The following is a 25537-nucleotide window of genomic DNA, read 5'->3' on the forward strand; positions in this document are numbered from 1 at the left end:
CAATGACTGCTTCCATTTACCGTGCCGTTATTATTGATGACGAAGCCTGGATTCGGGAAGGCTTAAGTATGCATATCAATTGGGAGTTAATAGGTATAGAGCTTGTGCGAGTATTTCAAGACGGACTTGAAGCAATAGATTATATACAAAATCATCCTGTCGATATCATTTTGTCGGATATTCGTATGCCTAACATGACTGGATTAGAGCTAGTTGCAAGATTGCGCGAATGGGAAAATGAAAATTGCTTGCTGGTGAGCAGCAAGGTCATTTTCCTGAGCGGGTATGGTGATTTTAAATATGCGCAAGAAGCGCTTCAGTTAGGCGCGGTAAATTATTTGCTTAAGCCTACGGAAGTCGAAGATATTGAAGATGCATTACAAAAAGCTAAGCAGATGTGCGCCAAAGAAGCCATGCAAACCAACAAACAACCTGTCGAACCCATAGCATTCGAGGAGCCCAGTTCGTACCTGATTAAAAAAGCGCTGCATATCATGAACGCAAAATTTACGGAGGATATTCAACTCAATCTAATTGCAGAGGAATTGTTTGTTACCTCTAATTATTTAAGCAGGTTGTTTCGTCAGGAAACAGGGAAATCGTTTAGTGATTATTTATCGTACCTGCGCATCGAGAAGGCCTGCGAGCTGCTGGCAGGCAGCACCCTCAAAATTTATCAGATCGGCGAGGCCGTGGGCTACCCCAATCCCCGGTATTTCAGCGAGTGGTTTCAAAAACAGATGGGAATGTCACCTGGCGACTACCGTTCCCGACGTTCCTAATTAATAAGCCCAACGGTGTTTGTGCAAAAAAACGGAAGAAAAGATAGATTTACCTCATTAAATGAATTTCCAATAATAAGTAAAATGATAGATGTAAAGCGGTTTCAAACATAGTGACTGAAAGGGGAAGTACTGTGAAACGCAAATTATCTATCATTCTTACGACGGTAACAGTAACGGGATCGCTTCTTACTGCTTGCGGCACGAGCACAAAGGAGGCGACAAACAACAGCCCAGCTCCGAGTGCGGCTGCAAACACGCCAGCGGCTACAGCAGCTGCAGTGGCGACTTCGGCACCGGCGGCGACCAAAAAGCAGGTGGAAATCTTTAGCTGGTGGACGGGTGCCGGTGAAGAAGCGGGACTCCAAGGACTTATTAAATTGTTCAAAGGCAAATACGCTGACATCGAAGTGATTAATGCTGCCGTAGCTGGGGGAGCCGGTACAAATGCAAAAGCAGTACTCGCAAGCCGCATGCAGGGCGGCGATCCGCCATCCGCTTTCCAAGTTCATGGCGGGGCCGAGTTAAATACCGGTTGGGTTGCTGCCGGCAAGGTCAGCCCCTTAAATGATCTGTACGATAAGGAAGGCTGGAAGGATAAGTTTCCGAAGGACCTAATCGACATGGTTAGTAAGGATGGCAACATTTACTCTGTACCGGTCAATATCCACCGTGGAAATGTGATATTTTACAACAAGAAAATTTTTGATCAAAACGGTTTGAAAGCGCCTACTACATTTGATGAGTTCATCAAGGTAGCGGATGCTTTGAAAGCCAAAGGAATTACTCCGCTGGCGCTCGGCGACAAAGAGCCTTGGACGGCGACGATGCTGTTTGAAAACGTTTTGCTGGGTGAGCTTGGCGCGGACGACTATAAAAAATTGTGGACTGGCGAGATTCCATTCGACGATGCGCGCGTGAAAAAATCGCTCGAAACCTTTAAAAAGATGCTGACTTATGTGAATAAGGATCACGCTGCCCGTAACTGGCAAGATGCTGCGCAATTGGTTGCCAAAGGCGAAGCGGCCATGAACAACATGGGTGACTGGGCTAAAGGCTACTTCACGACCGATCTGAAATTGAAAGCGAATGAAGATTTCGGTTGGGCGGCATCCCCGAATACAAACGGAACTTTCATGGTCGTGACGGATACCTTCGCGCTTCCGAAAGATTCTAAGGATCAAGCGACAGCCAAAGAATTCTTGAAGGTACTTGGCTCCGTGGAAGGTCAGGACGTGTTTAACCCGCTGAAAGGATCTATTCCGGCAAGGGTTGATGCGGATGCTTCCAAATACGATATTTACGGGAAAACGACGATTGAGGACTTCAAAAAGAGCAAGCTGACGCCAAGTATGGCACACGGTTCTGCGGCACCGGAAGGTTTTACAACTCAGGCTAACCAAGCGATCAACATCTTTGTTACACAAGGCAATGTTGAGCAAGCGGCTAAAGCGCTCAAAGCGGCGCAGGATGCCAACGGTATGAAGAAATAAGGAAAAATCGGCAGGGCCAGATGGCAGGTAAGGCATCTGACCCTGTTTCTCTGGAGTGTGAATACATGAATTCATTCCGTTCGAGCGCTCAACTGGGTACTGCGCAATCCAATACCAACACTGAGTTACGCCGGCGCCGCGTATGGAAGTCAGAGAAGTATGTCCCCATCCTCATGCTGCTGCCATCATTAGCGGCGATTGCCATTTTTGTGTATGGATTTATCGCCTGGACCGGATACGTTTCATTAACCCAATGGAACACCCTTGTCAAAAACCTTACATTTGCAGGATTCAGCAATTATCAGTTTCTGTTCAATGATTTCCGGTTTCAATCGGATTTTAGAAATACGATTGTATTTACGGCTCTTTTCATAGCTGGAGGTATGATTATCGGCTTGTTTCTGGCGGTTATGGTAGACAGGAAGGTGCGCGGAGAAGCTTTTTTTCGAAATATTTTTGTCTTTCCTATGGCGCTTTCGTTCATCGTAACAGGTGTTGTGTGGCAATGGATTCTGAACCCGACGACAGGGATCAACCTGCTGCTGAAGTCACTTGGAGTTTCTAACGTACCGAGCTGGTTTGTAAGCACAGAGATTGTACCGAAGATTCATTTCGGTCAAATTGATATTGGTATCCCTGTAGCTATCATTGCCGTGGCAATTGCCGCCATCTGGCAAATGTCCGGATTCGCAATGGCGATGTACCTGGCCGGATTGCGGGGTATATCTGAGGATCTGAGGGAGGCTGCGCGTGTAGACGGCGCGACCGAATGGCAGGTGCTGCGCAAGGTCATCCTGCCGCAGTTGAAACCGATCACGATGAGCCTGATCATTATTTTGGCACATATTTCGCTAAAGATTTTCGATCTGGTCTATGCAATGACAGGACCGGGAGCCATGTTTGTGACAGATGTACCGGGCGTTTATATGTTCGAAACGACGTTCCGTGGGAACCATTATGCGCAGGGTGCCGGTATTGCAATGATCATGCTGCTTCTCGTTTCCTTGCTCATTGTCCCTTACTTGATCACAAACATGCGCAAGGAGGAGAGTTAAGATGCCGCTGGAGCGCATAAATCGTACTCTGCTGTATGTGGTCCTGATCGTTTTGGCGATTGCTTATCTGATCCCGGTTTACGTGATGATCATTACGAGCGTCAAAGGCTTAGACGAAATCACATTGGATAAAATGTGGGCGCTGCCCGAAAGTTTTAACCTGAAGGGCTATCAAGAGGCGTTCAAGAAGCTGATCCCCAACTTGACAAACAGCTTTTTGTTGGCCATCCCCGCTACGTTGTTATCAGCTTTGTTTGGATCTTTAAACGGGTACATCTTATCCAAATGGAAGTTTAAAGGCGCAGACGTTCTATTTACGCTCATGCTATTTGGGATGTTCATTCCGTACCAAAGTATTCTCATCCCGCTCATTCAATTCTTGCAATCCATTAAACTGTACAACTCGATTCCCGGGTTAATTCTCGTTCATGTCGTGTACGGACTTCCGATCTGCACCTTGATGTTTCGTAACTTTTACATCGGGGTTCCTACGGAAGTGCTTGAGTCAGCCAAAATCGATGGAAATGGATTTTTTGGTATTTATCGATACATCATCATCCCTCTTTCCTTAACTGGGTTTGTGGTTGTTGGTATCTGGCAGTTCACCAGTGTATGGAATGAATTCCTGTTTGCAGTTACGCTTACGACACAGAAGCAGCAGCCGATCATGGTTGCCCTGCAGAACTTGTCCGGTAGTCAAATCGTACAGTGGAACGTGCAGATGGCAGGGGCCATACTAGCAGCTTTACCTACACTTCTCGTCTATATTTTCTTGAGCCGATACTTTATCCGTGGCCTACTCGCAGGTTCAATTAAAGGATAACGCTAACGAAAAAGTTATAGCCCACTTCAGTAAATGAATTTATTGGGAAGGAAGAGCATACATGCTGCGCAAACTTTTGACGATGAACTTGGCCTTAACGATTTGTATACTTCTGCTTCCCATATCTGCATGGGCAGCAAGCCAGGCTTCTTACACGCTGACCATTTCTAATGATAAACCAGAGGTAGGTCATGAGGTTCAGATCATTGTAAAGGGACAGCATCTCGAGGATGTATACGCTTATGAAGTCAATTTGGACTATGATCCTAGTCAGCTGAAGTTCAAGGATGCGAAAAGTGCTATAAAGGGATTTTCCATTCCACCCATCGTAAAAAATAACCGGATTCAATTTGCGAACACTAAAATTGGCAAGGAATCCGGGGAAGGCGGAGATGTAACCTTGTGTACACTGACCTTCACGGTTATTGGTAAAGGGCAAGCCATCGTTAAGCTCACGGATGTGAAGCTCGTTAGCAGCAGCATGGTCTCCAATAAGCAGAACGCCGGTGTGCAGGTTGCAGCAGAAATCCACGGTGATTTGGCATCGTTTAGCGATATTTACGGTCATTGGGCTAGAGAAGCGATAGATAAAGCAGCTAAACTCGGATTTATAAACGGATACGAGGACGGCACCTTCCATCCGCAAGGACTCGTCACACGCGCCGAGTTTGCAGCGATGCTCGTGAAGGCACTTCATTTGCCGATTAACGGGAACGGACAACTTGCTTTTGCAGATCTGGAGCAAATCCCAGACTGGGCGAGACCGAGCATCTCAGCAGTTACGACGGCAGACATTGTGACGGGATATGAAGATCATACCTTCCGTGCGAATCAAATGATCTCACGCGCCGAAATTACGACGATGATTGTTCGCGCCCTCGGCACTAACGTGAATTCAGCAAGCGTATCGACCTTTGCCGATGTCGATCAAATTCCGGATTGGGCGCAGGCTTTCGTTTCGACTGCAGCTGGGTTGGGTATTATCCAAGGCAAAGGGGATAACCTTTTCGTACCTAATGAAAATGCGACCAGGGCAGAAGCAGTCACGATCATCCTGTCTATGCTTGCTCAGAAGCATTGATTAGAAGTTAGTTATATATACTAATTTATTTCGTGAGAGAGGAAGACAGGCAATGAGAATGAGCAGAAGGAAAAGTGAGTTCATTGTACTTTCCATCCTCATGCTTTTGTTTATCAATTTATTTGCGGAACCGCCGATTACTTTGGCTGAGGAGTCCACTCATGCCGTATTGTCTGGTACGAATACGGTTCAATCCGGCCAACCATTCAACTTGACGTTTGGATTGAGGGGGGTGTCCCAGGCTATTATTGCACAGGATATTTCTATCACATACGATTCGGAGCAGCTCTACTTTGTCGGTGCGGATTCACAGAAAGCAGGTTTTTCGATTGTAGGCCAATCGGAGAAGCCGGACCAAGTCCGGATCATTGCGATCAGTCAAGGCGAAGCGCATACCGTCAAGAGCGACGAAGATTTGCTGACTCTGCATTGGGCTGCCAAGCAGCTTGCCAGTCCATCCGCAGCTATGGTTTCGATCACTAATCTCGTGATATCTAATGCCGAAGGTGTGGAACTAACCGGGGGCGGCGCTTCGCATACGATTCAAATCACTGTGGGTAAGCCAAGTGATCTGAACGGCGATAACCAGTTCACCATAGGTGATTTGGCCATTGCTGCTAGAGCTTACGGTAAAACCTCGGAAGACCCGGATTGGTCGCAGTACCGGAGAGCAGATGTTAATCATGACGGCAAAGTGCTGATTGAAGATCTTTCAATCATAGCAAGAGCGATTTTTGATCAAGATGCGACTGCGCCGAATAAACCGGTTTGGACCTCGGAAAAACGTTTGACGGTAACTAACGTTACGTATTCCGGAATGACATTAACCTGGTCTGGAGCTGTTGATTCGTCCGGTGTAACTGGCTTTAAAGTTTACCAGGAGGGCCGTGAGATCGGTTCGGTTACGGATAGTGTGTATGCCATTAGCGGCCTGGCAGCTAACCGGGTGTACACCTTCAAGGTGGAAGCAAGGAACGCGTCAGGGCTTTGGAGTACAGATGGGCCGAGCGTTACGGTGACTACACCAACCGCTAATCTGCCTTTGGATCTCAATGGCGACAACAAGATCTCTGTAAGCGAGCTGGCGATCATTGCGTCGGCTTACAGCAGAACTTCCAACGATCCAGAATGGGCGAAGTATGTAAGAGCAGATGTCAATCACGACGGTAAAGTGGATATTGAAGATTGTGCTGTCATTGCCGGATTACTTCTTCGTTAAAGGCTCAAATGGGCGAATGTGGTACTTTTTCGGAATTGAAAACAAAACAAATGGGAGGTTTTCTGGAATGAGTAACCGGAAAGCTAGGAAGTTTCTGGCAATCGCAACAAGCTTTACGATTCTAACAGGGGCTTTTTACATTCCTTCAAATCAAAGGGCGTCAGCAGCTGGTGAAACAGCTGATTTTTTCTCGTCATTTGAGGCAAGTGATCCCAGTGTGACCTGGGAGAATACCGTTGAAACAGACGCAGATGGAAACCGTCTGCTGTCGGGTATCGACGGAAATACTCCCTTTACCGGGATACCAGGCAGCATTACAAATAAAGTCGTTGAAGTGACGGCAAAAGGAGAAAACACCGGTGCGGGTGAAGTGCCCATCAATCTGATTGACGCAAACTCGAATTCCAAATGGCTGGATTTTGAGTCGACAAGCTGGTTAAGATTCAAGCTTTCCGAACCAACTGCGGTAATAAAGTATGCCTTAACCTCTGCCAACGATGCTCCAGGGAGGGATCCTAAAAACTGGACGCTTGAAGGCTCCAGTGACGGCAGCACTTGGACGACGCTAGATACGAGAACGAACCAATCGTTCAGTGAGCGTTTTCAGACCCATGAATATGACTTCGTAAATGAAACCCCTTACTTATACTATCGCTTTAACATTACCGCAAACAGCGGTGATTCCATTATCCAATTGGCAGAGTTCCAACTTTCAAATGGCATTGTGCTCCCGCCGCCGCCTCCATCGGAAATGAAGTCGAATGTTTCCAAAGGTCCTTCAGGGCTTTATAACGCGAAGTCAAATGTAGGATGGACCGGGTTAAAAGGATTCACCTATTCAGGTATCCACAAGGTTGACGGTAGAGCATACTCCTACAATAAGGTTTATGACGTTGATATTCTCGTGACGCCAAATACCGAGTTGTCTTATTATATTGCTCCCGAATTTACGGATACAGCGAAGATGGATTACGCCAGTACCTATGCAGCGGTTGATCTTGCATTCTCAGACGGCACGTATTTGCATGATCTCGGCGCAGTCGACCAGCACGGCGTTAAGCTGAACCCTCAGGATCAAGGAAATTCCAAAACGCTGTATAACAACCAATGGAATTTCAAAAAATCGAGTATTGGCACAGTTGCAGCAGGTAAAACCATTAAGCGCATCCTCATGTCTTACGATAACCCTACGGCTTCAGCTGGAGCAGGATTTAAAGGAACTATCGACGATTTGAAAATCGAAGGTAATCCCGTTCCTAAAACGTACAGCCGGCTTTCAGAATATGCAAACATCCTGAGGGGCACGCAATCAAACGGTTCTTTTTCTAGAGGGAATACGATCCCTGCCGTTGCCGTACCTCATGGTTTTAATTTTTGGATACCGAAAACAAATGCAGGTTCGGACTGGGCTTATAACTACAACCAAGGTAATAACGCGAATAACCTCCCGACGATACAGGCTTTTGCTTTAAGCCATGAGCCGAGCCCTTGGATGGGCGACCGTCAAACATTCCATGTCATGCCTTCCGACACAGCAGGAACTCCAAGTATCAGCCGTACAACACGGGCACTACCATTCAAGCATGCAAATGAGATCGCGAAACCCCACTATTACGGTGTCACCTTTGAAAATGGTCTCAAAACGGAATTCACGCCAACAGATCATGCCGCCATGTTCCGATTCACGTTTGCGGGAAATTCGTCTAACCTGATTTTTGATAATCAGAGCAATATCGGTGGGATTACACTCGATGCTGCCAACCAAACCATCTCAGGCTATTCGGATCAAAAAAGCGGGCTTTCCACGGGCGCAACACGCATCTTCATCTATGCGACTTTCGATAAACCGGTCACTGCAAGCGGCAAGCTTACTGGCAACGGCGGCGGTGGAACGAATGTGCAGGCTTACTACAAATTCGATACTACGACCGATAAAGTAGTGACGATGAAGATCGCTACTTCTCTGATCAGCTTAGATCAAGCGAAGAGAAACCTGGAACTTGAAATCAACCCTGCGGATACGTTCGAAACGATCAAAGAGAGGGCACAAACGCAGTGGGATCAGCAAATGGGTGTTATTCAAGTGGAAGGTGCTACAGAAAACCAGCTAGTTACCTTGTACTCGAACATGTACCGCTTATTTCTTTATCCAAACTCAGCGTTTGAAAATGTCGGCACCAAGGAAGCGCCGGTATACAAACATGCCGATCAAACGCCTGTTACAACCTGTTCGACGAGTACGGCAACGAATACATGCACTAAAATTGCAGACGGTAAAATTTATGCTAATAATGGTTTCTGGGATACGTATCGAACAGCTTGGCCAGCATACAGTTTATTGTCGCCTACGAAAGCCGGAGAATTTATCGATGGATTCGTTCAGCATTATCGGGATGGAGGTTGGATCTCCAGATGGTCTTCACCAGGCTATGCCGACTTGATGGTAGGAACTAGCGCGAATGTGGCTTTTGCAGATGCTTACCTGAAGGGTGTCACGAACTTCGACGTTCAAAGCTTCTATCAATCTGCGTTGAAAGACGCAGCCGTCACACCGCCTAATTCGAATGTCGGAAGAAAAGGAATGTCCACTTCCGTGTTCGATGGATATACCAACACAGGCACTGGAGAAGGACTGGCGTGGGCGATGGATGGATATATCAACGATTACGGCATCGCGAATCTGGCTGATGCGTTGGCTAAGAAAAACGACTCAAGCGATCCATACAACACGCACTACAAGGACGATCAACAATATTACATCAACCGAGCGCAAAATTATGTCAATATGTTTAACCCGAATTTGAAATTTTTTAACGGAAGGACTGCAAGCGGAGCTTGGCGTTCGACACCTGAAGATTTCGACCCTAGAGATTGGGGTAATGATTACACGGAAACGAATGCTTGGAATATGGCTTTCCATGCACCGCAAGACGGCCAAGGTTTGGCTAATTTGTATGGCGGAAGAGAGAAGCTGGCCGAAAAGCTGGATCAATTCTTCAGCATACCGGAGCCTGCTTCCACGGATAATGCGGGTTCATATGGCGGTGTGATTCACGAGATGACAGAAGCCAGAGATGTAAGAATGGGACAGTATGGACACAGTAATCAGCCGTCGCATCACATTATTTACATGTATGATTACGCTGGAAGGCCGTGGAAAACACAGGAAAAGGTTCGCGAAGCGCTTGACCGTCTGTATCTGGGCAGCGAGATCGGCCAAGGCTATGCGGGCGATGAAGATAACGGTGAAATGTCCGCATGGTACATTTTCGGCTCCTTAGGCTTCTATCCGCTCAAAATGGGAAGTCCGGAATATGCGATCGGTGCGCCATTATTCAAAAAAGCGACGATCAATCTCGAAAACGGTAGTAAACTCGTTATCAACGCACCGAATAATAGTAAATCTAACAAATACGTTCAAAGCTTGAAGGTGAATGGCGATGCGTATTTGAAAACATCTCTGCCGCATGCAGTCCTTGCAGCTGGCGCAACACTGGATTTTGACATGGGGCCGACACCATCCGCATGGGGAAGCGGCGAAAACGACGTGCCTGCCTCCATTACTCAAGGCTCGGCCGTTCCAACTCCGCTTAAAGATATGACGGATAAAATGGTTTCTCAAGGATTTGCCAAAGTAACGGATAGTGCAAACAGCTCCACAATTGGCAATCTGTTCGACAATAATTCTTCTTCCCGTGTTACGTTCAACAGTCAAACGCCATGGATTCAATATCAATTCATCGGCTCGAAAAAGCAGGCTAAGATGTATACGCTCACTTCCGGCAATACCGAAGGAGATGCAAAAAGCTGGACGCTGAATGGCTCGAATGACGGACAAAACTGGAGCGTATTGGATGAAAGAACGAACGAAACCTTTGCTTCGCGTTCATTTACTCGCCCATTTACGATACAGCATCCGGATAAATACGCTTATTACCGTTTAGAGGTTAGCGCAAACTCCGGCGCTGCTACCACTTCGTTCGCTGAAATCGAGCTCCTTGGCTACCCGGTACCTGCTGCAAGCGATGAAGTCGCCGTAGCGGAAACCTTGCAAAGTCTGGATTTGGGCGACACGAGTGCAGTCACCAAAAAGTTGAGTCTGCCTAACGAAAACATCGAGTACGGTACGACAATTAATTGGGAAAGCTCCAAACCGTCAGTCGTGAGTAAGGAAGGAAAAATTTTGAAACGTCCGGATTTAGGACAGCAGAACGAGAGCCTAACGTTGACGGCAACGGTGCAAAGAGGAAGCGCACATGCAACGAAAACAATAAACATTACAGTGCTTGCGATCACTGCAGCAGATCTGCATTATGGCGCCGGCATTGATTTCAAGACTGGACTGGAACCAGGTGATGTTATGCCGACTTGGGAAAACCATACAATTGATTCCAAGAACATCAGTGAATTCTGCTGTGGTATCGGAGGCATGGAAACGAAGGCCGGCACACCAGGCCGTAATAGCAGCTCAACGGCGATTCTGTATTCAGGCAATGCGACGAATGCGGCTGAGAACTATGCATACAATCAGATGTTTGATGCTGAGTTCGACATCAAGCCTTCCACCGTGCTTTCATACTGGATCTATCCGGAAGGCAGTGCCGCAACTGTGCTTCCCGGCAACGTAAGAACAACGAGCCAACATTATGCGGTAGACCTGCTGTTCACTGACGGCACTTATTTGCACAATTTGGGTGCCACCGATCAGAATGGCATCGGCCTCAATCCACTGGCTCAAGGAAATGGCGGTAAGCTGATTGCCGATCAATGGAATTTCGTTTCATCCAACATCGGAGCAGTGGCAGCTGGGAAAAGGGTGGATAAAATCCTCATTTCCTTCAACGGTACAGGGAAAACTGGATATTCACGAGGACTTTTCGATGATATCGCGATCGAACACGCTCAAAGCGAGCCTGGTGCAGTAGTATCAGGAAGCTCGACTGTTGTGGCGGGCCAAACCTTTGATTTGATCTATGGACTGGGTAGTGTGACTCAAAGTGTATATGGCCAGGATATCACCGTTACGTATGATGCCGACAAATTTGACTGGCAATCCGGGGAATCCTTGAAAGATAACGACTTTGTGATTGTGGATAAAAAGGCAACGCCAGGCCAAATCCGAATTCTTGCGGTTCATGTAGGATCGAGCGCTTCGAATCCGAATGGAGCCTTGCTGAAGCTTCATTTCCAAGCTAAAGCAGCTGAGCTTGGAGCAACCGGCACCATAGCCGTTCACCATGTTGTTGTTGCGGACGGAGAAGGTGTGGAGGCGGAATTGCCGGGCGCTTCGAAAACGATACGTTTTTCAAGCGTAGATAAAACGGCGCTCAACAGCTTGATTGCCGAAGCACAAGCTTTCCATGATACGGCAGTTGAAGGCAGCAAATACGGCCAGTATCCGGCAGGTTCGAAAGCAGCGCTGCAAACGGCCATCAACGCTGCTAAAGTCGTAGCTGAAAGCACGCAAGGCACGCAGAATGAAGTTGACTCGGCGGGCGTTCAGCTGAATACAGCGCTGCTAACGTTCAAGAACTCCATCATCAACACGGTGGACAAAAAGGCGCTTAACGCTTTGATCGCACAAGCGCAATCGGCGCATGACGCTGCAGTAGAAGGCACTGGCATCGGTCAATATCCTGCTGGCTCCAAAGCGATTCTGCTAGCTGCTATTCAAACGGCTAGCCAAATTGCTGGCGATACTGCGGCTACGCAATCGCAAGTCGATCAGGCGGTGACTGTATTGAATACGGCTTTGGAAGGCTTCCGTGCCTCCGTGAATACACGTATTCCAGGAGATGTTAACGGCGACGATAAGGTCAGTATCGGTGACTTGGGAATAATGGCCGCCTACTATGGCAAAACATCCGGCGATGTGAATTGGAACTTGTACAAGAAAGCGGATCTGAATAACGACGGCGTGATCGATATCGTCGACCTTGCGCTCATAGCAAACAAGATTCTTGGTTAAAGCTTTGCGTCGGGAGGATAAAGGGTGGTTTCACCGTCCTCCCGATTTTTTCATGGAGTAAAAAGTTGGAGGTATTTGCCGATGGTAAGAAAGGCTATGCAGAAATCGTTCCGTCTTGTGCTTTGCTTTTTGCTGCTGTGGGGAATTGTGTTCATCCCGCCGACGTTCGTTCAGACCGCAGATGCTGCTGCACCGACATTTTATGCAGGATTTGAAAGCAAAGAAGCCCTAAAACCAATCTGGGAAAATGAATCAGAAGCAAGCCAAGACGTTATTCAAGCGACATCTTCCGTAACGGGCGAGAAAAGCCAATCCGGGAAAAGGTCGTTGTTATTTGCGGGTAAAGCTGTGAGCGCAGGTCATGCCTACGCGTACAACAAAGTGTTTGATGTCAACATTCCTGTTAAATCGAATACAACATTATCGTATTGGCTTCATCCGCTAAGCCACTCCGTTCTCGATGGTAATTCCGTAAACAATGGAACAAACAGCACCTATGTCTCCATTGATCTAGCCTTTGAAGACGGCACATATCTGCACAATACCGACGCTGTGGATCAACATGGCATCAAAATGAACCCAGTAGAACAAGGCAAGGGTAACCAATTGGCGTTAGACACGTGGAACTTCACAACTTCAAAAATCGGCCTTGCAGCTTCAGGAAAAACGATAAAGCGCATCCTTGTTTCCTACGAGCAGTCGGGCAAAAGCGGTACATACCGGGGCTTTATCGATGAAATCCAAGTCCGAAACTCTGAATTCGATGCCTTGGAGTATGCGAATCCCTTTCTAGGATCCCAAAATAATGATCTGGACATCATCGGCTTCGGCGGCAACAGGGGGAATACGTTTCCGGGGGCGGTCGTGCCTTTTGGCATGATTCAGTGGAGCCCGGATACCGGCTATAACGATCTTGGTTCAGGTAAAGCTCCCTTGGGCTCGGGTTATGATTACGACCGGAAATCCATTTCTGGATTCAGCTTAACACATATTGACGGACCTGGATGTGATATTGCTCAGAACGTGCCCTTCTTACCTGTTGTTGGCGGGTTGGTCAAATCTCCGGCAACAAATTTCGAGGATTACGCTTCACCTTTTAGGCACAGCAATGAAACAGCAGTCCCCGGTTATTACAGTGTTTTACTGGATAAATACAAAGTTAAAACAGAATTCACAGCAACCGAAAGAACCAGTATCGGAAGATTCACCTATCCTTCCTCCACGCAGGCGATGATGTTGATTAATACGGGAATTAACGGCACGGGTGTCCGGGATGCCAACGTGAACATTGATCCGGGCAACCGGATGGTGACGGGCTTTGTGAATGCAGGCGGATTTTGCGGCAGTAAAGGAAGTGGAACTTTAGCGGAAAATACGAACAATTACACCGTTTATTTCGCAGCAGAGTTCAGCCAGCCATTCACTGAAGTCGGTACGTATAAAGGCGCTCAGATTTCAAAGAACAACGTATCCGAAAGATCCGATATTCCAGATAATCGTAAGATCGGCGGCTATGTCAGGTTTGACACTACCGAACATAAGGAGGTGTATGTGAAGGTAGCGGTTTCGTACACCGATATCGAGCATGCCAAATTAAATTTGAAAACCGAAAATCCCGGTTGGAACTTCGAATCTGTGAAACAATCTGCACAAGCCAAATGGAAAAAGATGCTGGCCACCATTCAAGTTTCCGGGAGGACAGATAAGCATAAGCGGATGTTCTACTCCTTCTTGTATCATTCCTTGATTCATCCGAATGTGTACAGCGATGTGAACGGCGATTACAGAGGCTTTGACCAAAAGATTTATAATACCGGAGGGAAGTATACGCACTATTCCACTTTCTCCGGCTGGGATGTATACCGGACACAAATGCAGTTAATCGCACTTCTTTTCCCGGACATCGGTTCAGATATCGCACAATCTTTTGTCGATGATGCTAAAAGCAGGAGCGGTTTTTTGCCGAAATGGAGTATTGCCAATTCCGAAACAAATGTGATGAACGGTGATCCCGCATCGATTACGATCTCCAATATGTACGCATTTGGGGCAAGAAACTTTAATTTACAAGAAGCTCTGAAGGTCATGGACTTCCATGCTTCAACCCCATCCAGCTTAAATGGCCGATTTAATCTTGCCGACTATTTGCAGCTTGGCTACATTCCGATTGAAAGAGGCGGGTGGGTTACCGGCTATATTCCTGAATATAATAACGCGGATTTTGCGATTGCTCAGTTTGCCAAAGCGATTGGCGATGAAGAGAAATACAATAACTATTTGAATCGTTCGCAAAGCTGGAAGAAATCGTTCAAGGACGGCTATCTTCAACCGCGAATGGCGAACGGAAATTTCGAGGCCAGCTTCGATCCTGCGAGCGAACACGGTTTTCAAGAAGCGAACTCGGCCCAATATACCTGGGTGCTTCCCTTTGATTATAAGGCCTTGTTTGAGAAAATGGGCGGCTTAGACGCTGCAAGGGACAGACTCGACTTCTTCTTCCAAGAATTGAATGCCGGATCCACAAAACCACATTCCTTCCTCGGCAATCAACCGAGTTACGGCATTCCTTGGGCCTATAATTTTGCCGGTCAGCCTTGGAAAACGCAGCAGATTGTGCGTAAAGGGATGATCGAGCTGTTCCATGACGGTCCGGCTGGATTAATCGGCAATAACGATTTGGGCGCTGGCTCTGCATGGTTCGTGCTAGCTGCTTTAGGGATGTACCCATCCATTCCGGGGATCGGGGGTTTTTCAATGAATGGTCCGCTGTTCGAAGAAACAATCATTAATTTAGGCGCATGCAAACAGATCAAGATCATCGGTCATGGCGCATCGGAAGAGTCGAAATATATACAAAGTTTAAAGCTGAACGGGAACAGTTATGACAGCACGTGGATTCCCTATGATTTATTAAAAGACGGAGCAGATCTTGAATTTACACTCGGTTCGACGCCAAATACGAGCTGGGCCATAACTCCTCCTGAACCACTGGTTCCAATGTCCGTGACAGATAAAGTCCATCAACAGCTGTCGCTGAACGGAGCAGCTTGTACGTCAGGAAGGAGGTTTTAGGAGCATGAAGAAAAAACTTTTGGGCAGTTTATATGCTCTGCTCTTTACCGTGCTGATGCTCAGCCTGCTTCCGGATTTACCGGTTCATGCGGTTCCTGGGGATTTGGTCAACGTTGCTCTTGCCAACAATCTAACCGTGAAATTTAGCAAAGAAAATCCGCCAAGTGAAACAGCTGAGAAATTGTTCGATAATAATTCGAATACGAAATGGCTGGGGCCACAAACAACGAATGTTTGGGTGCAAATTCAATTCAAATACGGCGACAAGCAGGCAGTGAAAAAATACGCAATGGTGTCAGCCAATGATGCGCCGACAAGGGATCCTAGAAACTGGAGAGTCGAGGGTTCGAACGATGGAGTAAATTGGAATGTACTGGATGAGCAAAGCAATCAAACGTTCAGCGCACGATTTCAAACGAAAGAGTACAAGATTGCGGACGATAAAGTGAAGGAATACGCATACTACCGCCTATTCATTCTAAATAACAACGGAGAGTCGACCAATACGCAATTAGCCGATTGGAAATTGTTCGATGTAGAACTGGATGATAATGATTCCTTAGCGTTAGCAGTTACAGCTCTTGAACTTGGTGATACAAGTGCATTAACGAAAGGGGTAGTACTTCCAACAACATTTATTAAAGGAACGACAGTTACATGGGCAAGCTCAAACCCATCTGTGATCAGTCATAAGGGGAAATTGGTGAAACGCCCGGAATTAGGTCAGCCTAATGCAAGTCTCACGATCACAGCAACTGTGCAGAAAGGGTCCTTGACGCAAACCAAACCATTTATCGTAAAAGTTTTGGCAATCAGTGAGGTCGACTCTCAATACGAGTCGGGGATCGATTTTGATTCCGGCTTTGAATCGGGCGATCCCGCACCGACCGACACGAACGGTCCGGACGATACGTACCGACTGTTATCTATGACGCAACATATCGGAGAATTTTGCTGTGCGATCGGAGGGATGGAATCCAAAAAGGGAACAGGCGCGCATAATGGAGCGGGTGCCTTACAGTTTTCCGGAAACGCCTTAAACGCTGATCAGTCTTACGCATACAACCAAATCTTCGATGCAGAGATTGCGGTTAAACCATCCACAACCCTCTCCTATTGGGTATTCCCGGAAAAGGAGTCCGATGTGATACCGTCGCTGGTGCGAACAACGAGCAAATATGTGGCGCTTGATGTTTTGTTTACCGACGGAACCTACCTGCACGATTTGGGTGCCAAGGATCAATATGGCGTTACGATCCATCCCAATGCCCAAGGCAAAGGCGGATTTGTTGTCGAAGATCAATGGAATTTGATTACAGCCAATATCGGTCAAGCAGCCAACGGAAAAATCATCGATAAAATTCTATTCGGATTTGACTCCAGCGGAACGGTTGCTGGATATTTCCGTGGCACCGTCGACGATATAACGATCAATCATGATTCCTCAATCGGGGAAAACAACACACAGGCTGTGAACACTGCGAAAGCTGCTTTAAGTTTAGGTGATACATCTGCTGTGCGTACTGATTTAAGCTTGCCTACTGCGGGCGAACAGCAAACTACCATCATTTGGGAGAGCTTGAATCCGCTCGTGTTGAGCGATGCAGGTCAACTTGCAGCAAGGCCGCTGCGAGGTGACCCAAGTGCAGAGGTGAAACTGACAGCGACTATCCGAAAAGGTGACTCGATTGCAATGAAGGAGTTTCTCGTTTATGTGCTTCCGATGAGCGATGCAGAATCGGTTGCCTGGGACCAAACGGCACTTCAACTGGGAGAAACAAGTGCAGTCGCGGATGATCTTGGTTTGATCGCGACGGGCAAATACAAATCGTCAATCACATGGGCAAGCTCGAAACCTACAGTGATTGACGAAACAGGTGATGTGACTCGCCCTAACGCTGGTATAGCGGATGCGGTGGTGACATTAACAGCTACGATCACCAGCGGGTCGGCCGTTGCGACCAAATCGTTTACGGTAACGGTAGTTGCACAAGGAGACAAGGGAGATGTGACTGCGGATCTAGTAGAGCTTGAGCTCCACAACATCACCACGGTGACAAAGAGTGTGTACTTGCCGGATAGCTCCCGATTTGGCTCGAAGATCACTTGGGAGAGTTCGAATCCCGCAGTATTTAGTGAAACAGGACTTGTCCATCGTCCTGGAGTTGGGCAGCCGGATGCAGAAGTCATGCTGACCGCTACTTTGACGAAAGGGATCGAATCCGCTGCACGGACCTTCACGATCATCGTGAAAGCGATGAGTGCAGATGAGGAGAAGGCGATTTTAGCTGCGGAAGCGCTTGTTCTAGGAAACACTAATGCCGTTGTAAGCAATTTAAATTTGCCTATCAGCGTGACAGGACTTCCGGACGTTGTCATCACGTGGGCGAGTTCAGACCCGGAAGTGATTGATTTCCATGGTAGGGTCGTGCAGCCATGCTTTGATCAACCCCATGTAACTGTAGCATTGACGGCGACGATCAGCAGCGGCGCTACAAGCATGACCAAGACCTTTATAGTGACGGTTCTTGCGCTTGGTGAAAGCGAAGAACCTGTAAGCGATAATGCGAATCTGAGTGGAATTAGGGTTAATGGGAATCCGATAGCTGGATTCGACAAAGATGTCGTTTCTTATACAGTTGTACTTCCGGAAGGTACGACTCAAGCTCCCGTTACTGCTGCGACGGTTGCGGATTCATCTGCAGATGTGAAGATTACACAGGCGGCAAACCTGCCGGGCAGCGCTGTGATTGTGGTAACCGCGGAGGATGGAGTCACGAAGAAGACATATAGCCTCGATTTCGCGGTAAACGGAGCACCAATATCGTACAAAGTGACTCTACAAGGCGCTGACCATGTCATGCGAGGTATACTGTTCGATCTTACGTACGATTTGAGAAGTGCGAACCCGAACATTTTTGCACAGGATTTGACCATTACGTATGACCCGGCAGCAGTGGAATTTATTTCGGCGAAGTCCCTCGTAGATGGATTCCAGGTTGTAGATAAGAAGGAGACATCCGGGCAAGTTCGGATTCTTGCAGCCAATATTGGAACAAACAGAGTGACCACCGCGAGCGGATTGCTGACTCTGCAATGGAAAGTCAAGCCCGTTACGGCAGCGGCGACTACTGCCATTACGCTGTCCAAAGTGGTCATCTCTGACGGTGATGGAGTGGAAACTGATGTGGAAGGCGCTTCACACCGTATACAAATAACCGTTGTTGACAAAGCTGCGCTCATTGCACTAATTGCCACGGCACAATCAACGCATGATGCAGCATTGGAAGGAAGCGGAAATGGCCAGTACCCGGTTGGTTCCAAGCTTACGTTCCAATCGGCGATCCATACAGCTAAAGGGGTAGCTGATCAGGTACAATCCACCCAAGTGCAAGTGGATCAGGCGGCAGCTGAATTGCTGGTAGCATTACAAACTTTCCGGACATCCATGATTACTCAGCTCCCGGGTGATTCTAACGGAGACAACAGATTCAGTATCGGCGATCTGGCTATCATGGCATCATACTATGGAAAAACATCCGAAGATCCAAACTGGCAATTGTACAAGAAAGCTGACCTGACTAACGATGGCATCATTGATATTGCCGATCTGGCGTTCTCAGCAAGATTGATTCTCAGTTTGTAGAATTGGAAAAGTGAATGAATCCTCTTTTGTCCCACTCATGAGGGGCTGTCCCATAAGGTATAAACCTGAGGGACTACCCTCTTCACTTAGTTTTCGATTACCCGGAAATTGTTCTGCAGAGGTATCTTTTGTATGCCATTTTTGTCTTAAATCCCACTTCTTTATCAACCAATTTTTTTCGATTTTTGATTGCAATACAGTCAAATTGGATATATAGTAGGGTAAAAATAAAACGCTTTCATTTCTGGGTAATACTCTTAAAGCGATTTAATAAAGGGTTTCTTTCTATATTAAAATATGCATGAAAAGTGTTCTATCTGAGACATTGAAAGTTCAAGTATAACTGCGGAGGGATATTCTTAAAAACAGTCCGTTTTTTTAATGATGATAATGATTTTTGCAGCTTGTGAGGATGATAGTGATTCAAAAGCAAAGACAACAATTAGTAATGCAACAACTACTTCTACTCCTGCATCCTCATGTGGGTGGATGCACAAGATCATTATAAAAAGGTGTATTTTCATGAGATTTTGAATCTTAACGACATTTTCTTCCTCAGGCTGTAATTTTTATTATTCAAAATTTATGTTTCATAATCAACCTGTTCATACAAAATAGGATGAACTCGTTATGGCTCCTACTCCGTCATGTCTGAAATACCCTATAGCCCTTCTCTTTAAAATGGAAGTACGTGAGTTCCATTTTGAAGAGATGGGTTCGTTTACTTTTACTAACAAGCAATACACTTCAACAATGTAATAAAAATATTATGAGTCAAATTATTTTCTCTGTCGTCCACTAAATCATGATTATTGTCATTTGCATCGTTGTTAGAGTGGCCAAGTTCATGTGCTTGTTTTTGCATATAGAGTGACCAATAATGAACAAGTTGAAGCCCATCAATCAATTCCACACCGACTTCTTTTGCATACTTTTGTGCGTTTGAAGTAAATCCACTTGTCGTAAGTACAATGCCACTTCTAGCATTCTGTTTGACAATTTGAGAATGGATAATAGCAATTGGATCAAAAGAGACATCCTCTTTATAGCATTTTACTTGAACAAGAAAGAGACCGTTACTCCGTTGATGTTCGATGTCTACCCATAATCGCCCGAACTTTGTGTAACATATGTTTTCCCTCCGTATATTCCCTGTAGAATATCGGCTACTAAATATTCGAATTCGTAAGGATTGTTCTTTATAAAGTTGCTAGTGAAGGTCTGTTTGTTTAATTCGTCTTCTTTTTTAAATCGATAATACAAACCCATTGCAATTGTTTTATACATTTGGTTATTCGTACTAAGTAATTTAGTGGAAAGTGGGCGGAGCTGCAAGCTATGCAAGGCATAAACTTGGATCGATTCAGATCATGAAAAAGCAGATTGGATACACCTCATCTGCTTTTTTAATAATATTCATTTCGGAATTGTTTTCGGCTTTCTAATACTTTTCTTCGGTATATGCCTGGGGTAACGCCAGTAAACTTCTTAAATAACTTATGAAAATAAGGTAAACTCTCATAACCGCAATTGTGGGCGATCGTATCAATACCTAAGTTGGTAGTTAAAAGCAGCTCCTTTGCAGTTGAAATTCGCTTGGCATTCACATAGTCAGTGATATTCATCCCGGTTAATTGTTTAAACGCTCTAGATAAATGAGCGGCTGATACTGAAGAGTGCTTAGCCAAATACGAAAGTCCAGCGATTTGGTCAGTGTGAAACTGATCTAAGTGTTGAAGTATGTTTAGTAACCAGGAGGGACAGACATCGGACGCGGCCAGTTGATGATGGGATTCTTTTAATATCAAACGATTTATGATGATCAAAAGGCTATTTAAATTCAGTTGAACAGCGTATCTAAAACCAGCTTCGTGTTGTTCCAATTCTTCATGCATTTGTTTGAGTTTTTCTTCAAACAGAGGGCGTATGGTTGCTGGGACAACAAGCTTATAGCTCTTATTTTTTCGGGCTCGGTCAAAAACTTGCATATTCGTAAACGAATCAGCTGATGAATAATGTCCGATCAGTTGCGGATCGAAAAAGATAGCAGTGGCCGTAATAGGAGATTCAGAATCTGGCAATGCCTGATGGATGGTATTGCCAGGAATGATGAAGAGGTCTCCTTCATTCATCTCATAGAGCATTTGATTTAAGAAAAACGTACCTTTTCCACTATAAACATAAACTAATTCAAAGCGATCATGAAGATGCTCTGGTAGTTCACGGTTCGGTGTCTTTTTGTCCTTAAATACAATGTCAAATGGCAAGAGGGGGTCGTTAATAAAGTTTTTTATTAGCGGTTTTTGCATTTTCCGAACCTCCCTAGATCATCTCACTTCATTAATTTGTCTTATTTATAGAATATCAAAATAGAGTATGTTTTTGCAAAGGTAAAGAATTAACAAATGCCGTAGTCCTGGTACAATAATAGGTATGCACACCGAAATCAAGGAGGCTATGCATGCTAAAAAATTGATGCCATTAAATTTTTGGAGTATGCAGCGGAAAGATGATGGATGGATTACACCGAAGTTGACGGAGGTACTGAGACTTTTTGCCTGCAAGCTCATCAACTGGACGGAGATATTGTTATCTATACAGAGCACTAATTTTGGAAGAAACTCAAATTATTCTATTATAGGCTGACGTAGTATTTGTGTTGTTCGGAAAATCTCATCAAAGGAGCCAGTCATCGATGGACGTCGTATACCAATTTGAAGAAGTAGCGAGACTTCCCTTACCCGGGGATAACTGCGCCGTTGCGATTCAGCAATTGAACTCCGGTACCACCATTCAGTATGAAGGCCAAATCCTCACCTTGGATTACACGGTTATGGAAGGCCATCGATTTGCGGTGAAAGCGATTGCTCCTGGTGAAGATCTGCTTTCGTGGCATTTGCCATTCGGCGTGGCGATTCAGCCGATTCAGCCCGGCCACTATGTGATCAACGAAACAGTACGGGAAGCGCTCAGTGTGCGCCAACTGACATTCGCGGTGCCGGCGGAGCCCAATTTCGCGGATCAAGTTTCTCCTTTTATCTTTGACGAGGAAAACTTCCGGCCGGCTCAGGCATCGCCAGCTTATACGGATACCCGAACTTTCATGGGATATCGCCGCCATAAAGATCGCGGGGTTGGCACTCGGAACTACATCGTACTGCTCGGCACCACCTCGCATACGGGGAGCTACGTGAATGAGCTTGCCACTCGTCTGCAAGGCGAATGGAAGAAAGATTCGAATATAGACGGGATCGTTCCCGTCGCTCACACGGAGGGCGGCACAGAAAAGCCGAATAATGTGGAATTACTGCTGCGGACGCTCGCAGGTTTCATGGTCAACCCGAACGTCGGAGCGGTATTGGTTGTCGATTATGGCAATGAATCGGTCACGAACAAGATGGTGGAGGCTTATGCACGTGAGCATAGCTATCCGATCGATGAAGTCCTGCATAAGTTCGTGTCGCTCACAGGCAGCTTCGAAGAGGAGCTGGTTAATGGTGAAGCTTTAGTACGCGAATGGCTGTGGGCGGTCAACACGATGCAGCGAACGCCTGAATCCATCCGCCACTTGCGAATCGGCTTGCAGTGCGGCGGTTCGGACGCATTTTCCGGGGTATCCGCGAATCCGCTGCTCGGTTGGGTTTCGGAACAATTGGTGCGTTACGGCGGTGCTGCTAGTCTAGCTGAAACGGATGAGTTGATTGGCGCGGAGCCCTATGTCCTCTCGAAAGTACGCAACGTTGAAACCGCGCGCAAATTTCTGGAACTTGTGAACCGATTTAAGGAGCGCACGTCTTGGCACGGTACCAGTGCGGAAGGTAACCCGTCAGGTGGCAACATGTATCGCGGCTTGTACAACATCTATCTCAAATCTATAGGCGCCGCTATGAAGAAAGACCCGACAACGCGGATCGATTATGCAACTGAGTACGGGGAGCTCATGAAGGATGGCGGTTACTATTTCATGGATAGCCCTGGCAATGACCTGGAGAGCATCGCCGGACAGGTAGCCGCAGGCTGCAACATGATTTTCTTTACAACGGGAAATGGTTCGATCACTAACTTTCCATATGTGCCTACGGTCAAAGTGGTCACGACAACTCGCCGCTTCCAATTGCTTTCGAACGATATGGATGTGAACGCGGGGCAGTATCTGGAAGGCAAGTCGATGGATGAGCTGGGCCAAGAGGTATTCGAGTTGGCGCTCCAAATTGCCTCTGGTCAGCGAAGCGTCGGCGAGAAGGCGGGCCATGCCCAAGTACAAATTTGGCGCAACTGGCAGCAGAACGATGCGAGTCAGCTGGAGATGCTGCTTCACACTCCTGTACCGACAGGAGCTCCGATAGACATTCAAGATGATGCGATAACGATGGCTAACCCGATCCAGTTTTCCTTTACTCGACATCGCAATCGGCAGTCTAGTGACAATATTGGCTTGATCGTGCCGACCAGTCTTTGTGCTGGACAGGTAGCGAGCATGATCACAAAGCGCCTGAACGAGCAAGGAGCGGGGCAGCCTGAGCTCTCGCGCTTCGTAACATTGGCGCACACGGAAGGCTGCGGCACCTCAGGGGGGCCAGCTGAATCGCTGTTTGCCCGCACGATGATCGGCTATATTACGCATCCGATGGTGGAGCATTGTTTGCTGCTGGAGCATGGCTGCGAGAAAACGCATAATGACTACATGCGCCATCAGATGGATGTGATGGGCGTCGATGCGAGCCGTCTTGGATATGCCAGCATTCAGCTCGACGGCGGAATTGCCAAGGTCAGCGAGAAGGTAGAGGCCTGGTTCGCCGATCGATTGATTGAGGCCGATACTGCGGAGAAGGTGACGGTCGGTTTGGAAGGGCTGCGCATCGGGATCGTAAGCGTTGGTGCCATTAACAAAGATGCCGGCGAGCAGCTGGGACTACTAACCAAGCTGATTGTCGGATCCGGAGGCTTGGTCGTCGTTCCCGATAACAGCGGATTGCTAACCGAGGATGCATTCAGTCAGCATCTATTTAGCGCGTATCAAGTGGGCCCGTCTATCGCCTATGGGGAACATGTCCGCCGAAACGGTTTCCACATTATGGATACTCCAACAAAGCATGGGGTGGAGACGATCACAGGACTCGCCGCCACAGGTGTGGAATTAATAATCGCGCTGATCGGTGATCGTCCAATGCAGACGCATCCTTTCGTCCCAATGCTGCAAGTGACGTCGGAACAGGCCGTGCTGCATAACCATAAGCAAGATATTGATTTGGAACTCGAGGGCAACCCGAGCTTATGGATGAATCATATTCTCGAGCGCAGCAAAGAAATCTTAGAACATACTTATGTACCGCGTCTCTATCAGCAAGGTAGTATCGATTTTCAAATGACACGGGGTTTTTTAGGCGTGTCGTTATAAGGCAGACAGTAACAGAAAGGGAGGAACACTCCATGACGAACGCATTATTATCCAAACGACCGTTTGGTCGTACCGGCCTCTTCATATCGCCGCTATGTATTGGAGCCGCTCCGCTCGGGGATATGCCGGAAACCTTTCAATATAGCACGTCGGAGGAACAAGCTTTGGTAACGCTGCGTACCGCTTTCGAAAGCCCGATCAACTTTATAGATACGGCTGCAGCATACGGCGAAGGTGAGAGTGAACGGCGGATTGGCAAGGCTATTCGAGCGAATGGTGGCCTTCCGGCTGGGTACGTGTTGGCTACCAAAGCCGACCGCGACTTCAAGACCGGCGACTTCAGCGGTGAACAGATCAAACGTTCCATCGAAGGAAGTCTCGAACGATTAGGACTTGATCGTCTGCAATACGTTTACATCCACGATCCTGAACATACCACTTTCGAAAATGTGATGGGAACCGGCGGACCTTTAGAAGTACTTCATAAGTTTCAAGAGCAAGGTATCATCGAACACATCGGCATATCCGGCGGACCGATCGATATGCTCATTCGTTATGTCGAAACGGGAGCTTTCAGCGCAGTAGAAACCCACAATCGATATACGCTGCTCAATCGAGCTGCCGAACCATTGCTTGATGTCGCGAGTCGCTTGGGCGTCGCCGTCATTAACGCTGCTCCTTATGGCAGCGGCATATTAGCTAAAGGTCCGGAAGCATACGCTCGGTATGCCTATAGCGATGCTTCGCCAATCGTAGTGGAACGTGCGCGTATGTTCGCCAAAGTTTGCCAGGAACACAATGTGCCACTAGCCGCCGCAGCACTTCAATTTTCGCTTCGCGACCCGCGGATCGCCAGCACGGTCGTCGGGATGAGTAAACCGGAACGGGTAGCCCAGACATTGGAGCTCGCGAATTACCCGATTGCCGCTGAACTATGGCCGGCGCTTGATGAATTTGGCTATGATACGGAAGATCCCGAAGGGAATTGATTTGCTTAGTG

Annotated in this window: 13 protein-coding genes; 11 read left to right on the forward strand and 2 right to left on the reverse strand. The window is 47.0% G+C overall.

From position 1 onward, the window contains the following. Positions 1–2 precede the first annotated feature (2 nt). The 9 genes from ASG85_RS14555 (at position 3) to ASG85_RS14595 (ending at position 19139) form a co-directional block, all read left to right on the forward strand. Positions 3–782 carry a response regulator transcription factor gene (locus ASG85_RS14555; RefSeq protein WP_060646627.1) on the forward strand — a complete coding sequence of 260 codons (780 nt, stop codon included), beginning with the start codon at positions 3–5 and terminating at the stop codon, positions 780–782. Between the two features lie 134 nt (positions 783–916). Next, the gene (locus tag ASG85_RS14560) at positions 917–2275 is read left to right on the forward strand and encodes an ABC transporter substrate-binding protein (protein ID WP_060646628.1); all 1359 of its coding nucleotides are present in this window, start codon (positions 917–919) and stop codon (positions 2273–2275) included. A 65-nt stretch (positions 2276–2340) separates the two neighbouring features. Continuing rightward, entirely contained in the window at positions 2341–3330 is a 990-nt protein-coding gene (locus tag ASG85_RS14565) for a carbohydrate ABC transporter permease (protein ID WP_060646629.1), read from the forward strand. A gap of 1 nt (position 3331) precedes the next feature. Further along, positions 3332–4153, forward strand: coding sequence for a carbohydrate ABC transporter permease (locus ASG85_RS14570; RefSeq protein ID WP_060646630.1), 822 nt, complete (start codon positions 3332–3334; stop codon positions 4151–4153). Positions 4154–4214: 61 nt separating this feature from the next. Next, positions 4215–5234 carry an S-layer homology domain-containing protein gene (locus tag ASG85_RS14575; protein ID WP_060646631.1) on the forward strand — a complete coding sequence of 340 codons (1020 nt, stop codon included), beginning with the start codon at positions 4215–4217 and terminating at the stop codon, positions 5232–5234. 58 nt (positions 5235–5292) lie between these two features. Then, a complete protein-coding gene (locus tag ASG85_RS14580) occupies positions 5293–6453 on the forward strand; it encodes a dockerin type I domain-containing protein (protein ID WP_162257259.1) in 1161 nt (386 codons plus the stop codon). Between the two features lie 67 nt (positions 6454–6520). Beyond that, entirely contained in the window at positions 6521–12421 is a 5901-nt protein-coding gene (locus ASG85_RS14585) for a GH92 family glycosyl hydrolase (protein ID WP_060646633.1), read from the forward strand. 81 nt (positions 12422–12502) lie between these two features. Next, complete coding sequence (locus ASG85_RS14590; protein WP_060646634.1) at positions 12503–15493, forward strand: GH92 family glycosyl hydrolase; 2991 nt, start codon at positions 12503–12505, stop codon at positions 15491–15493. Between the two features lie 4 nt (positions 15494–15497). Beyond that, positions 15498–19139, forward strand: a complete 3642-nt coding sequence (locus tag ASG85_RS14595) for an immunoglobulin-like domain-containing protein (RefSeq protein WP_060646635.1) — start codon at positions 15498–15500, stop codon at positions 19137–19139. Positions 19140–19869: 730 nt separating this feature from the next. Here ASG85_RS14595 and ASG85_RS39870 read toward each other — a convergent pair. Together ASG85_RS39870 and ASG85_RS14600 are read right to left on the reverse strand one after the other, a co-directional pair. Continuing rightward, positions 19870–20322: a restriction endonuclease gene (locus ASG85_RS39870; protein WP_082588086.1), complete on the reverse strand. Its 453-nt coding sequence runs from the start codon at positions 20320–20322 to the stop codon at positions 19870–19872. Positions 20323–20545: 223 nt separating this feature from the next. Beyond that, positions 20546–21448 carry an AraC family transcriptional regulator gene (locus tag ASG85_RS14600; protein ID WP_057306858.1) on the reverse strand — a complete coding sequence of 301 codons (903 nt, stop codon included), beginning with the start codon at positions 21446–21448 and terminating at the stop codon, positions 20546–20548. 386 nt (positions 21449–21834) lie between these two features. On the opposite strand from ASG85_RS14600, the gene ASG85_RS14610 reads away from it, so the two are divergent. Both ASG85_RS14610 and ASG85_RS14615 read left to right on the forward strand, forming a co-directional pair. After that, positions 21835–24537 (forward strand): UxaA family hydrolase, encoded by a 2703-nt coding sequence (locus ASG85_RS14610; RefSeq protein WP_060646637.1) that lies wholly within the window; start codon positions 21835–21837, stop codon positions 24535–24537. A 32-nt stretch (positions 24538–24569) separates the two neighbouring features. Further along, complete coding sequence (locus ASG85_RS14615; protein WP_060646638.1) at positions 24570–25526, forward strand: aldo/keto reductase; 957 nt, start codon at positions 24570–24572, stop codon at positions 25524–25526. Positions 25527–25537 lie beyond the last annotated feature (11 nt).

The organism is Paenibacillus sp. Soil724D2 (assembly GCF_001427935.1).
GTDB lineage: Bacteria > Bacillota > Bacilli > Paenibacillales > NBRC-103111 > Paenibacillus_E.